The organism is Paraburkholderia phymatum, from assembly GCF_038900715.1.
Lineage (GTDB): Bacteria > Pseudomonadota > Gammaproteobacteria > Burkholderiales > Burkholderiaceae > Paraburkholderia > Paraburkholderia phymatum_A.
This window is the reverse complement of record NZ_JAYMRZ010000005.1, coordinates 350144-363922: the sequence shown is the minus strand read 5'-3', so window position 1 is coordinate 363922 and position 13779 is coordinate 350144. Positions and strand designations below refer to the sequence as shown.

Genomic DNA, 13779 nt, shown 5'->3' with positions numbered 1-13779 from the left:
CAACGTCAATGACCGGCATTTTCGAAGCCTACCCCGTTGATCATGCTGCGGCGGCAAGACGGCGTTCATGGCTCCGTGGTGCCCCGCTGGTCTCCGCGAGGGTTTGGCGGGATTTGCACGGCATGCAATGCCCGGGCCCTCGCGCGGATTTCGCCCGATCATGGCGGGCTGAGTATTTATCGTTGCGCAATTTTCGAAGCAAATCGGCGAAAAGGCAACTCGCCAACCCGCATTCGTCGAATAAAATTCACTCAGCGCGGCTGCGTGAGAGTATGAACATAGCAATTAGTCAGACAAAAGATCGTCTTTTTACTTTTGTGTACGTTTGCGCTTCCGGATTCGTCGCTGAATTGCAAACGCAGCGGGCTGACGCGTTCAAGCTTCTTTGGGGTGCGAACGTCGCCCGCATGGTTGCATTGCGCGCGAATAAAGCCGCGCACCGAACCTATGATGAGAGTTCTTCCGCTTGCCACCCGCCGCCTGCGCGGCCTGCGCCATGACGAAACCTGACCGGCCCGATTCCGTCGACGTCAAAGCATCGGACGGGCGCACGCGCGCCGCGCGGCCGGACGAGGCGCTGTTTCCCGCCGTGCCCGAGCACAACTTCGCCGTGCGCCGCATGACGCTGATCGCGCTGCTGGTGGCGGCCGTCGTGCTGCCGTGCGTGTTCGTCGCCGCGATGGCGTTCAGTGACCTGCGCTCGCGCGAAGCCGATGCGACCGATGCGACGCTGCGCACCGTGCGCGTCGCCGAAGAGCATGCGCTGAAGGTGTTCGACATGAACGAGGCGCTCGATGCGCGCGTCGTCGATCTCGTCCAGGGGCTCGACGACGACGGCATCCGCCAGCGCGAAATCTCGATCCACGACAAGCTGCAAACGATGGGCGGCGGCTATCCGCAGATTGCGGCCATGTCGATCTTCGGCCGGGACGGGACACCGCTCGCAAGCAGCCGTTTCTATCCGGCGCCTTCCGCGTCGATCAGCCAGCGCGAAGATTTCGTCGGCATTCGCGACGGCCAGGTGCTCGAGCAGGTGTCGAAGGTGATGGTCGGACATGTCGCGGGGGAAACCGTGTTCAACACGGGCGTCGCGCGGCGCGCGGACGACGGCTCGTTCGCCGGTATCGTGTCCGTCGCGTTGCGGCCCAGCTATTTCAATGCGTTCTATCGCGAGCTGCTCGGCGGCAACGATTCGCCGATGACGATGGCGCTGACGCGCGCCGACGCCTCGCTGCTTGCGCACTACCCCGTCACCCCGCTGTCGAAAGTCGAAGCGCCGACGCGCCACAACGCCTATACCGATGCGCTCGCCGAAGGCCGTCGCGCGGGCGTCGTGCGCGTGCGTTCGACGCTCGACGGCGAGGGCCTGATCGTCGCGTTTCGCCGCGTCGGCTCGTACCCCGTCTACGTGACGTGCGGCTATCGCACGTCGGCGATCTGGGCCGCGTGGTATCGCCATCTGAGCGTGCTGATCCTGTCGATGTTCGTGCCGTCGATCGTGCTGTGGTTCGTGATCTGGCTGTCGCTCAAGCGGCTGGCTGCCGAGGAAGAAGCGTGGGAGCGCTGGCAGGCGGAAGCGTCGATGCGCCGCTCGATCGAATCGGCGTACCGGCAGTCGCGCAAGATGGAAGCGCTCGGCAATCTGGTCGGCAGCGTCGCGCACGATTTCAACAATCTGCTGATGATCGTCTCGGCCAACGCGCAGATCGTGCGACGGCGCGGCGCGGCCACGTTCGACCGCGAGCTGTGCGCGATCGAACGCGCATTGAAAAGCGGCCAGTCGCTCACGCGGCAGTTGCTCGGCGTCGCGCGCAAGCAGCCGTTGCGCAGCGAAACGCTCGACGTCGCGCGCTGGTTGCCCGGCTGCCAGGATCTGCTGCGCGCGTCGCTCGGCGCGAAGGTCGCGCTGGTGATGGACGTCGGCGTCGACGTGTGGCCGATGCACGTCGACGTCGCCGAACTCGAGCTGGCGCTGATCAATGTCGCCGTCAATGCGCGCGATGCAATGCCGAACGGCGGCCGCTTCACCGTGCGCACGAGCAACGTGAGTTTTCGTCATGAAGACGGCTTTCCGATCACGGGCGATTTCGTGCAGCTGTCACTGGAAGATACGGGCGTCGGCATGCCGCCCGACGTGCTGTCGCGCGCGTTCGAGCCGCTCTTCACGACCAAGCCGAAGGGCATGGGCACGGGCCTCGGCTTGCCGCAGGTGTTCGCGTTCTGCGAGCGCTCGGGCGGCCTCGCGGCGATCGACAGCGCGATCGGCGCGGGCACGTCGGTGCGGCTCTATCTGCCGCGCGCGACGCAGGCGCCGGAAGTCGAGCGCCCCGCCGAACCCGTCGCCGAGCAACGGGACGCGCCGCACGGCCTGCGCATTCTGCTCGTCGAGGATAACGACGAAGTCGCCGCGGGCACGGAAGCGCTGCTGCAGTTGATGGGCCACGAAGTCACGTGCACATTCAACGCCGACGTCGCGGTCGAAGCGCTCGACGCCGCGCGCGCGGCGCAGAAGCGCACGGGCGAGCCGCTGCCGTTCGATCTCGTGATCTCCGACATCCACATGCCGGGCAAGCTGAACGGCATCGACCTCGCCGAGCATATCCAGACCTTCGAGACCAAGCTCCCGGTGATCCTCGTCACGGGCTATGCGGAAGAACTGGAGCGAGCGCGCCACGTCGACGCGCGCATGCTGTCGAAGCCCTTCGATATCGCGCTGCTCGACAAATTCCTGCAGACGCTGCAGCGCGAAATCGCGCAATCGCCGACGCACCCAGCCGGTTCGAACGCCGTGCCGGGGATTACCAGCTAGTTGTAAAAGCGCGCCACGCAACGTGGCGCGCGCCGATTGACGACGGTTTCGACGCTGTGTCGCGGTCTGTGCCCTTCCTTCGTCGTTCCGGCTGACTGCTCGACCGTGCAATCCGGCATGAACGTTGCGCGTTTCACGGCATCGACGAACGAGCGGCCTCGGCGGCACTGCGGGGTCCGTTCAGAAAGCCGCGGGAGACAGACATGCGACACACCGTGATTGGTCTTTTCGACAGCTACGCGCAAGCGGAGAGCGCGCGCAACATGCTCGTGCAGAGCGGCTTCACCTCCACCGACATCGAATTGCAGGCGAACCCCGAAACGCCCGCCGATGCCGCCACCGCTCATACGCCTGGCGTGATCGCCAATATCGAACGATTTCTGTCGAGCCTCTTCGAGACTTCGGGCACGACGGCGCCCGAAGCCGAGCGCTACACGGAAGCCGTGCGTCGCGGCGCGGTGCTGGTGGCCGTGAACGCGGCGAGCGAGTCGCATGCGGAACTCGCGCGCAATTCGCTGGCGCGGCTGGGCGCGGTCGAAGTCAATGAACGTCCGGCGGAGAGCACGCACACACAGGCGACGCGCGACGATGCGGCGCAAGCACGTCGCGAGCATTCGGTGATGGATGAACTCGGCATCGGCACGCCGGCCGCGGTGCCGACGGCGGCCCAGCCGTCAAGCGATGCGCTGCTCGCCGAAGAAGAAGCGCGCAAGCGTGCCCGCTTGGACGCGCTGCACGGCGTGCCGCCCGTCGACGATCCGTCGGCGCAGGCGCTCGCCGCAGCGAGCGCGCCGGGTGCCGGCGCGGTGATGCGGCCCGAACCTCCGCCGCCGGAACAGCCGGGCGCGACGCCGTCACACGCGGCGGCACAGCAGGAGACACGATCGGGCCAGTACCCGGACTACGCAGCGCCGACCAGCACGCGACCCGTCACGCCGCCGGGCGAAACGCCAGGGGCGGCGGCCGTTGCATCGGCGGGCGTCGCCGGCTCAGGCGCCGTGATGACGCCCGATACGGCCGAGCCCGCGCGCGCGATGCCTCAACAGGTGCCCGACGAATTCCTCGAATACGAGGAAGATTTTCGCGCCCACTACGACGCACAGTACGCGGACGAAGGCTTGCGCTTCGACGAGTACGTACCCGCCTATCATCACGGCGCGTCGATGGCGCGCGAAACCCGCTACCACGACCGACAGTGGGAAGAAATCGAGCCAGAGGTCCGCGAGCACTGGGAGCGGGACAGGCCGGAGGGCAACTGGGAGCGGTTCAAAGCAGCCGTGCGGCACGGCTGGGATCGCGTGACGGGGCACCGTCACACGTAGCGTGCGTGCTCCGCATGCTCTGACAATCGCGTTCGGAAAGCGAGGCGGCGCCCGGGGCCGGGCGCCGCTGCGCGGTGTGTCAGTGCGTGGCGTTAGCCGACGTGGCGCTTCACCCAATCGACATAGCGATCGACAAACTTTTGCAGGAACTTGCGTGTGTCGTCGCTTGCGATATTGCCGTTTTCGTCGATCTGGCCAGCCGTGTGTTTGATGAACATTTCCGGCTGGCCGAGCGTCGCCACGTCGAGATAGGCCAGCACGTTGCGCAAGTGCTGTTGCGACAACGCTGTGCCCGTCGCAGCCGGCGACGTGCCGATCACCGCGCCCGGCTTGCCGGCCCATGCGCTGTGTCCCCACGGGCGCGAGCCCCAGTCGAGCGCGTTCTTCAGCACGCCGGGTATCGACCGGTTGTATTCGGGCGTCACGAACAGTAATGCGTTGGCATCGTGGATCCGCTGCTTAAAGTTGCGAGCCGCCTCTGGGAAATCGTGATCGTAGTCCTGGCTGTAAAGCGGAAGCGAGCTGATGTCCAGAAACTCAAAAGAAAAGTCTGAGGGCGCGAGCGAAATTAACGCCTTCGCCAGATGACGGTTGGTCGAGTCGCGGCGCAAGCTGCCGACGACGACTGCAATGTGATAGGCCATGTCTTCCTTCCTCGGTTGGCGCGGGTTGCGCGAAAAAAGGGGATGCGGCCGGTCAATCATAGTGGCCGATGAGTGAACATGAGAGTGAACCATAGCGCCGAATTCGGCACGCGATATGACACGCCAATCGCTCGCAGTGGATAAATCGAGGGACGCACAAGTTATCCACAGTTTTTCTGGATAACCCTGTGGATAGGTGGAATGTTTGCCTTATCAATCAAGCGGGTTGTCGGGCGGCCGCAAAGCGCAACAAACGGCTTGCGACGATGCCTGCTGTTACAGCTTCAAACTGAACTTGTGGACAAGCGTTTTTTCGAACTTTAAGAGGCGTCCGGGAGCGGTCTGTGCTCGGATGATATTTCTAGAGCGTTTATTCGGAGGACGACACCATGAGCTTGGATCATTCTGGAAAAGCCCATGACGAGGCGATCGCCGCGAAAAAGCAGAAGAAGCCTCGCTCGCTTGAACAACCGGGGGGCGACATGGCCGTCGACGGTACGCAAGCCGACGAGACGCATAGCTGCGGTGAGTTGTCCGAACGCGGGAAGCAGGTCTGGCGCACGGGGAGCGGTCTCGATGGAGGCGGGAAAGTGTGAAGTCGCCGGGCCTATGCGGGATGAAAGAAGGCGCCTTGCTTCTTCTTGTAAGGCGCCTTTTTTGCGCTCTTCGGCCGAAGCTTGATTTCTAGCGCTGTGACGGCGGCGTATCGCGATAACGCGCAAGAAATGCGCTATGTGACGTCTCGTCGATATTGACAGCGTGCTCTTTCGTCGATGCGGGGTGTTTCGCGAGCATTGCAGCGGGACGGATCGGACGATGTTGGAAATTCCCGCCGCAATTCGGACAGACGTTGCGCAACTTCGTCAGCGCACAGACCTCGCAAAATGTGCATTCGAAGCTGCAAATCATCGCGTCGGTGGCGCATGGTGGAAGCGCCTTGCCACATCCTTCACATGACGGTCTAAGTTCCAGCATATCGATTCTCCCGGACAGGATTGAGATTCGAGCGCCGCGCGATGATGCTTTGCGCGGCTTTTGCCGAAGTCTATTTGGACCTGCGCCAGCAAGAGTGTCAGCGATGCGTCAACTACTGCCATGCTTCGGTCTGCGCTAGCGATGAGCGCGGAGATGGGATCGACATCGCTTGCTAGCAATGGAGATTGCTGGTCCGGTTGTCGTGCTCGGTATCGCTCCTGCGTGATGATGAAGCGGCACGCGTGGATTACTCAATAAGGTGTCGCGATACGGATAGCTCGCTTGATGCGCGTCGGCCTACTTCGCGAATTCGGGAAAAAGCGCTTTCACATTCTCTGGCGGCCGACCGATGACGGCACGTCCGTTGCGAACCACGATTGGACGTTGAAGAAGGATCGGATGAGCGGCGATTGCTTCGTATAACTGAGCGTCGCTCAACGATGAGTCGGCGAGCCCCAGTTCTTTATAGGCCGGTTCCGAATCGCGGATCATTTCGCGTACAGGGCAGCCCAGCAACTGATTCAGCTGCCTCAACTGCGTTACGGATAGCGGAGTACGAAGGTACTCGACGATCTCGACGGGTTCGTTCGACGGATTGTAGACGTCGCTAATAAGGTCACACGCGCCACGTGATTTCGAGCAGCGAGCGTTGTGATAGATGGTGATCATGGTGCTTTAGGCAGGGTCGGGATAAAACCCAGAATTTTACGACTATGCCGTGGGGATCGCTCGGGCGTAACTGATTGAGCGGCGAATCTTGAGTGGGATCGTTCGTGAGGCTAAGTCGTATAGCGCTGGGGAGTGCGGTCCGTCCAATCGTGGCTGGACCCTCGGGGTTATGTCGCTTGTGACGTCGATAAGGAACCCTCCGCTCGATTTATTTGGCCTCGGCTTGGCGTGCTATCTCGGTTCTGTCCGCCATAACGTCCAACCCATCGATTTGCGGACAAGAGTTGCGGTGCAAGCGCAGTTGGTAACGGGGCTGCCACCCCGCCCATCCATAAGGAGCCAGCTTCTCGGCGCGCGCGGTACGTGAACGGCAGCGTGGCTGTTGCATTCGAGCGGGGTTGTTCATGCACCGGGCGACGATTGCGCGTTCGCGTGGGCTCGTTTTATCGGTCCGCCGCGAGTCCTTCACTGCCTGCGCCGCAGTCTTACGAGCGCAACCCACGTATCTCTAAAGTTTGGTTCGCGTGCAGGAGCTGCGCGATTGCTTCATCTCGCTAGGAGTGCCACCAAGCGCTCCCCCGGTTTATGCGCATAAACGAGCCAGGCTTCGCACCGCAAACAGGTTGTCGCACCGTTTTACCCGAGAGTGCCTCTTCGCGATCTCAATTGCCTTTATGCGCATAAACCGGCGGAGCACATGAACGTGGTCAACATTCGTCGCCCTTTCGCATTCGTAGTGACGCAGTCAGTATCGCCGCCTCGCAAACCGACGTCTGCAAAACCTGACGCTACAGTCCAACCAACCAATCCTGGCCATACGCGATATACGGACTGCATGCCAGCTTAGTCACCCGTCCTTTATGCGCATAAACCCATACCAAACGGCCTATAACCGTTGGATCTGGGCAAAATTGATTGAATTACAAATTCAACAAGGTAAAATTCAGCGGCGTACAAAAAGAGGAGGTGAACGTTGGCAGCTGAAATCATCGCGGTTACACAGCAGAAGGGCGGCGTCGGTAAGAGCACAATTGCGATGCACATCGGCGCGGCTTTTCACGAGCGAGGCAAGCGCGTTCTTGTTGTCGACGCTGACGGTCAAAACACCCTCATCCATTGGGCCAGCGCATCCTCCGATAGCGAGTCCGGTATCCCGTTTCCCGTCGTCAATCTCTCCGAAGCCGGTGCGCAGATCCATCGTGAGATCAAGAAGTTCGTTGCCGACTACGACCTGATCGTCGTCGATTGTCCACCGTCCATTACAGAGAAAGTTTCCGGCGTCGTCCTGCTAGCTGCGACCGTTGCCATCATTCCCACGTCCTCGTCTCCAGCGGATTACTGGTCGAGCGTCGGCCTCGTGAAACTGGTACAGCAGGCGCAGGTCATGAACGAAGATCTGCGAGCAGTCTTTCTTCTCAATAAGACCGAAGAGAAGCGAATGCTGACGCGCGAGCTCAAGCGCGCTTTGGAAGAACTCGGCTTCCCACTTTTGCGAACCCAGATTCCGACGCGCGAGGCCTACAAGCAGGCAATGGCGCTCGGCCAGACGGTCCTGCAGATGAACGATCGTGGCGCCAAGCTTGCCAGCATCGAAATCCGCGCATGCGCCGATGAGATCGCCGCTCTGCTTCCCTGAATTTATGCGCATAAAGGTACCTGAATGAAACCGTCCCAATTCGCCAAAGGCTTCCAGGCACGCCCCGATACCACGAGCAGCGAAAAGCGCACTGCGCTCGATCGACTCAATGCGATCGACGGACTCGTGCAGAGCGCGCCCAAGACCGCGAACATCGCGGCTTTCACAAGTGCGCCCGCATCGTCGTCCACCATCAGCGATGCCGAGCGAGCAGAAGCGGCAAACGAGTCGGTCGACTACCGCAACTGGCGAGCCGAGCACGGCTACCGCCCGGGCCAGATCATTGAACTTCCGCTGAAGGCGATCAAACCGAGTCCGTTCAATCCGCGGTACTTCTATCTGAAATCGTCGATTGCCGAACTTGCCGTCAACCTCGCGAAGCAAGGACAGCAGCAGGCCATCCACGTCATTCCTGATTACGGCAATCCCGGCAGTTACTTCGTCAGCGACGGTGGGCGACGTGTTCGCGCATTGAAGGAGGCGAACAACGAGACGGTAAAGGCGATCGTGATCGATCTGCCGATCGGCATCCAGAGCTACAAGCTCGGCTACGATCTCAACGTCCAGCGCGACTCACAGACGGTGTTCGACAACGCCGTCGTTTGGCGCCGCTTCCTGGACGATAAGCACTTCCAGAGTCAAAAAGAACTAGCCGAACATCTCGGTCTGGACGAGTCGACGATCGCTGTCACACTGTCGATTTCCAAGCTGCCGGAAGCCGTGATGCAGGAGATGGTGGCGCGGCCGGATCGATTTGGTTCGAACATGGCGTACCAGGTTGGCCGGTATCATTCGGCGCGCGGAACCGATTCAACGCTGCGCCTGATCAACAAGATTCTTTCGGATGACCTGAGCACGCGACAAGTCGCGGACATCGTCAAGGGAAGGGCGTCTGCGCAGGAGAGTGCGAAACCGGCTGGCCGTCAGCGTTACGCACAACGGCTCGATATCAAGCTTGGTGGCGTGTCCGTCGGCGATCTGAAGTCGTATGGCGATGATCGGCTCGAACTGAAATTGCGCGGACTCACGCGTGAGAAACGCGACGAGATACTCCGGCAAATCGAACAGATGTTGTCGGAGCAGTAAAGGAAAGCAACGGGCGCGCGAGAGCGCGCGCCAGATTGCTGTCAGGCGGCGCGCGACTGACTCAATGTGAACGCAAGCAGATCGCCATCCGTCGGCTCGCCCCAGGTTCTGCGCGCGAGCCAGTCGAAGAACGCCGTTTCCGTCAGCTTCGACTCAAGCCCGCGTCGACGCCAATCGTCGCGCATATGGGCACCCAGACCCGGCAGTTCGTCTTCCTCGAACGAGTGACGCGCCAGTTCACGCTCCGCTTCACCTTGTTCGTCGTACAGCGCCTGCGCCTCCTTGCGCCGATACGCCATGTATTCGCCGAGCAGACGCGCCTTCAGATCGTCCGCGGGTGCCGCTGCGGCACCTTTGCCGGCGGGCGTCGAAGGCAATGCGTCGACGGGCGGAGCGTAACCCTTTTTCAAAGCGTCCTTGAACAGCGCCGGCGCGCTGCGCACGGGCGGCAGCGTCGTGCTGCGCATCCGCTGCTCCGTCATTTGCAATGCGGCGCGGATGCGATTTTCCTCGCTGTCGGCGTACAGCGTCTGCGCTTCCTTGAGCGGGATGCCGATCTTCACCATGCGATCGACAAGCGTACTGTCGAAGACGTTCGGATGCTCGTCGAGCGCCAGCATCGGCTGCTTGCGCTCCGTCACGCGAAACTGGATTTCCGCGACCCGGCGGCCTTCGCGATGTTCGATCAGTTCGACAAAGATATTCGTAACAGCATTGACTTCCGCAATCGCCGGACGCAGATAGTCGCGCTTGAAATACTTGTACTCGCGCTTGGCTTCGTCGCCGGCTTCCATGTCGGGCGTGCCGGACAGGATCGGCCGCCACCACTCCCACGCCTCACGCATCGTCAGATGGCTGGGATTGGTCAGGTAGCGCACGCAGATTTCGTACAGCGCCAACCCCGCGCTGCTGCGCAACTGGCTCTGGAACTGGAGGCTCAGCCGTGCGTATTGCACGGGATCGAGCAGTTTCTTCTTGATTTTCGGCGCGAATGAGAATTCCACCCAGACGCGCCGCGTCGCCGGATCCTCGAGAATTTCGGCGTCGGCGATCAGCGTCGAGATGCCCCACTTGCGCCCCGGCTTCTGGCTCGATGTGCCTTGGCTCCACTCGACCTGCACCGACACCATCCGGCGCAGATGCTCCTTGACGAGTGCGGTATCGTTGGAATCGAAGGCGGAGTTGGCGACGATGTCGGACAGCAGCGCGCGATAGGTGTCGCCCGATTCATCCGCCTGCTGGGCGACCGCGAGCAACACGTTGAACAGCTTGCGGGTCAGCAGCGTGATCTTGCCGCTTTTCGGCTGAATGGCAATCGCCTCGACGGCCTTACGCAATTCGGCGGAGCTGGGGCTCACCACATCGGTTTTTTTCGCGCGCTTCGTGGCCATGCGTCGAGTCGAGAAGAGATTTTGCGAAAGGATACCGGCTGTGGTGATGCACGTCTATAGCGGTTATCTCACCGACTTGGGGTGAAACGCGTTTACGGCCGCCGACTCACCCAGAGCCACTCCCGAAAAACCTCACCTTTCGATTTCAGGCGCATTTTGTCATGGCATTGATGGTCGTGGGATTGCCTGACATAAGCTCGCTTCACACGCGCGGCGACCGCCCAAACGGCTTCCCGTAACGACTCACGTTTGAGGAAGTCGCAAATAAACGACGCGTGCAGATGTTGCTGCGGTTCGTCGTATCGATAGGACAGCGACCGACCACTTCGCGGACGCAGCTAGCCGATCGGCCAGCCATCCAGGTCTCGCGTGTCAATCCCTGTATGGAGCGCGGCCGTCCAGGAGCGGTATCGAGGGGCGCTACTACGATCAAGTCAGTCGGTCAGTAAAGGGCCGGCGGATCCAACGAAGAGCCGCGCCTTCACCGGCTGACCAGTCCGCCGAAACAGGGAAATTCACTGGGCAGAACCGGCGTAGACACAAACTCGGAGATGTACACACGTGGACTCCTGGCTTTCGGTCGGCGGTGGGCCCCAGACAACCGCGAACACATTCCCCCGAATATTCTCACCTTTGGGAATGCCCGATCCGGTACCGGACGGGCTTCCTGGCCCCGTGCGCAAATCGGGTGCGCAAAAGACCTCCTGAAAACACTCACCTATGGCCGGTCCAGACCCAGCTTTTGTCTCGCCGCGAATCGACAGCCCAACGTCCCGAAGAAGCTCACCTTTGGTATGCGACGAAGTGAAAACCCCGCAAATTTAGATACTTAGATATGCGCCGCCCTGCCTGGATCCATCGTGCAACTCCCGGAAACCCTCACGTCAGCCCGAATCAGTAACGCCGCGATGCCTAAAATCCGATCGCGCAAGTCTCCCGAAAATCTTCACCTTCCCACAATCAACCAGATTGTGGCGCCGTTGTCCAACCCGCGCTAATACGACACCTCAGCGCGATTGCGGCTTCAATGCTCCTGCATTTCCTCACCTTTGAGCGCAAACCGGCCGCGCACGACTCCCGTAAAATCTCACCGTCGCGATTTACGAGCGCAAAAACTGGCGCAAGATATGCATGGGGCCTTCTCTCCTGAATCCGCTCACCTTCGAGGCTTATGCTCACAACAATCGCTCATTTTGTGTGCCTGCCGATGGAAACTCACGGCGACCAGCTCCCGAAAATCCTCACTTATCGAGATTGCGCGGCCCAAACACGAGCGCAAAAGCTCTCCGGGTCCCGAAAATTCTCACCTTGATGTCCGATTTTCTCCCGCGAGTGCTCACCGAGCATCTGAGACACCTACGAAATCAGCTCAATACCTATTGGAATTGCCGTCCTGAATCCGCTCACCTGCTTCTGCCACCGACGGAACAGCGTTAGTCAGCATTGACGGACGATTGATCTGGCTAAGCTCCCGAAAACGCTCACCTCCAGCCGATTGGCCGATTCGCGACGTTCCCGAAGCCACTCACGACCCTTCCCGAGCCGGCTCACCCGTGTTCCCGAACCCCATCACTGGATGATCCCGCGAAATCTCACCACGTCTCCTGTAAAGCTTCACCCAATCCCGCGCACCGCCTTATCCGATAAGGCTTTCAGCGGGCGTTAACGTTTTTAATTAAGGTTCAAAGGTGTTTACTTTTATTACTCTCAACGCGTGCCCCGCGAGTTTTCCAATACCGCACAGCATTCCGCTAATCCCGAAGCGCTCCGTGAAACAGTGCCAAAACACCCGTCGATATACTAAAATGCCGTCATAACAAAGACTTACCCGCCACTCTTCGATTTGTTTCACGAACTCGAAAGCCAAATCCGGTTCACAACGCCGAATTCCGCAGCTATCGGGGCTTCGTGGCGCTAAAGCCGCATGTCGAACGAAATTCGTAACAAGCACTACGTAAATTGTTATGATTCTTCGACTTTCGTGACCTTGAGGCAGCCATGAATCTGGACGACGAGCGCCAGGCCATCCGAAAAGAACTCGACACGCTGCGCGCGAATGGCGCACGTCGTCAGGAATTATCACTTCACGCGTGTAAGCGACTCTTTTTCGACCTTGGTATCCGGCCATCGATGGCCGCCGTGCGCGAACTTACGCAAACGGGCAGCGCGAGCGACATACCAAAAGACATAGACAGCTTCTGGGAGCGCATCCGTTCCGCATCGCGCGTGCGAATTGGCGGTGGCGCCATTCCGAAGGCGCTCGAGGAACGCGCGGGCGAGCTGCTTGGCGCGTTATTCGAAGACGCATTGGCGCATGCAAGGGCTTCGCTCGATGAGGAACGCGAAGAACTGAGAACGATACTCGCGGCCGCCGAGCGTCACTCACACGAGGGCAAGATCCGACGGGAAGTTTCCCAAGAAGCCATTCAGCGCAGCGAGGCCCGTGCCGACGCTGCGTGGGAACGCGTACGCGTGCTTGAGAGTCAACTCGCCGCAGCCAGCACCAATGGATCCGCCCACCAGGAAGGGCTGAAAGCGTCCGTTCGCCGGCTCGAAGCCGAAAACGAGTCGTTACACAGGCGCCTGGACGTCGAGCAATCGACGAATGCAGGATTGCGCGATCGTTTCGACGGCCTGCAGACAGAAATGCGCCAGAACACCGAACACTATGCGCAACAGATCAAGGACGCGGTAGCCGAAGCCGAACGCCGGGTCAAGCCGATGCTTGTGGAACTCGATTCGCTGCGCGCGATGGCCGCGACCTATCAGGCGGGTGTGCGTGACGCGAGCCGAAAGGAATTCGATTTCATCCAACAACTTGCGGCCGCGAAAGCACGCGGTGATCGGCTTGACGCGCAGTTGCGCGAGCAGTCGGAGGAACTCGATCTTTTGACGCGCCAGATGGCTGCGCTGCGCGCCCAGCAGGGCGTCAGCCCCGCCATCGCGGAATTGCTGTGTCAGCTGGCGGGTGCGGGAAGGTTGAGTAGCAATGAACTCGAGTCGATCGGCACAGCCGTCGACGGGCATGTCGCAATCCCGCACCGTTGTCCGAAATGCGCTGAAGGTGAACCCGAACTGTCTCAGGTCGACGGCCGTTATGAGCTGCTTTGTCCCGAATGCGAGCATTCATCGGGGACGGGTAGCTCGCGGCTGACGGCAGTGACGCGCTTCATGTCACCGGCACAAAGCGCCTCCTTGTCATGATCGGTTTGCTTTCAGCGTTCTCAAGGCGGTCAAGGTGAGTTTT

General features: G+C 60.7%; 11 protein-coding genes. 7 read left to right on the top strand and 4 right to left on the bottom strand.

Features of this window, described 5'->3' with window-relative positions; translation table 11 throughout:
• Window positions 1-8: 8 nt before the first annotated feature.
• The 3 genes from VSR68_RS12700 (at window position 9) to VSR68_RS12690 (ending at window position 4131) form a co-directional block, all read left to right on the top strand.
• Window positions 9-500 carry a hypothetical protein gene (locus VSR68_RS12700; RefSeq protein WP_342940179.1) on the top strand — a complete coding sequence of 164 codons (492 nt, stop codon included), beginning with the start codon at window positions 9-11 and terminating at the stop codon, window positions 498-500.
• Window positions 497-2809 carry a hybrid sensor histidine kinase/response regulator gene (locus tag VSR68_RS12695; protein ID WP_342940178.1) on the top strand — a complete coding sequence of 771 codons (2313 nt, stop codon included), beginning with the start codon at window positions 497-499 and terminating at the stop codon, window positions 2807-2809. The genes VSR68_RS12700 and VSR68_RS12695 overlap by 4 nt, the downstream gene beginning before the upstream one ends.
• A gap of 203 nt (window positions 2810-3012) precedes the next feature.
• Window positions 3013-4131, top strand: coding sequence for a hypothetical protein (locus VSR68_RS12690; RefSeq protein WP_342940177.1), 1119 nt, complete (start codon window positions 3013-3015; stop codon window positions 4129-4131).
• A 92-nt stretch (window positions 4132-4223) separates the two neighbouring features.
• Here the strand turns inward: VSR68_RS12690 and VSR68_RS12685 are convergent, their stop codons facing one another.
• A complete protein-coding gene (locus VSR68_RS12685) occupies window positions 4224-4775 on the bottom strand; it encodes an NAD(P)H-dependent oxidoreductase (protein ID WP_342940176.1) in 552 nt (183 codons plus the stop codon).
• Window positions 4776-5164: 389 nt separating this feature from the next.
• On the opposite strand from VSR68_RS12685, the gene VSR68_RS12680 reads away from it, so the two are divergent.
• Complete coding sequence (locus VSR68_RS12680) at window positions 5165-5371, top strand: hypothetical protein (protein ID WP_342940175.1); 207 nt, start codon at window positions 5165-5167, stop codon at window positions 5369-5371.
• Between the two features lie 88 nt (window positions 5372-5459).
• Here VSR68_RS12680 and VSR68_RS12675 read toward each other — a convergent pair whose 3' ends face one another.
• The gene (locus VSR68_RS12675) at window positions 5460-5750 is read right to left on the bottom strand and encodes a DUF1272 domain-containing protein (RefSeq protein WP_342940174.1); all 291 of its coding nucleotides are present in this window, start codon (window positions 5748-5750) and stop codon (window positions 5460-5462) included.
• A gap of 297 nt (window positions 5751-6047) precedes the next feature.
• Window positions 6048-6419 (bottom strand): arsenate reductase (glutaredoxin), encoded by a 372-nt coding sequence (gene arsC / locus VSR68_RS12670; protein WP_342940173.1) that lies wholly within the window; start codon window positions 6417-6419, stop codon window positions 6048-6050.
• Between the two features lie 973 nt (window positions 6420-7392).
• On the opposite strand from arsC, the gene parA reads away from it, so the two are divergent.
• Together parA and VSR68_RS12660 are read left to right on the top strand one after the other, a co-directional pair.
• Entirely contained in the window at window positions 7393-8055 is a 663-nt protein-coding gene (gene parA / locus VSR68_RS12665; protein WP_342931636.1) for a ParA family partition ATPase, read from the top strand.
• A 24-nt stretch (window positions 8056-8079) separates the two neighbouring features.
• A complete protein-coding gene (locus VSR68_RS12660; RefSeq protein WP_342940172.1) occupies window positions 8080-9141 on the top strand; it encodes a ParB/RepB/Spo0J family partition protein in 1062 nt (353 codons plus the stop codon).
• Window positions 9142-9182: 41 nt separating this feature from the next.
• On the opposite strand, the gene VSR68_RS12655 is transcribed toward VSR68_RS12660, so the two are convergent.
• A complete protein-coding gene (locus VSR68_RS12655; protein WP_342940171.1) occupies window positions 9183-10532 on the bottom strand; it encodes a replication initiation protein in 1350 nt (449 codons plus the stop codon).
• A 1998-nt stretch (window positions 10533-12530) separates the two neighbouring features.
• Here VSR68_RS12655 and VSR68_RS12650 point away from each other — a divergent pair.
• Window positions 12531-13736, top strand: a complete 1206-nt coding sequence (locus VSR68_RS12650) for a DNA-binding protein (RefSeq protein WP_342940170.1) — start codon at window positions 12531-12533, stop codon at window positions 13734-13736.
• The last annotated feature ends 43 nt before the right edge of the window (window positions 13737-13779 follow it).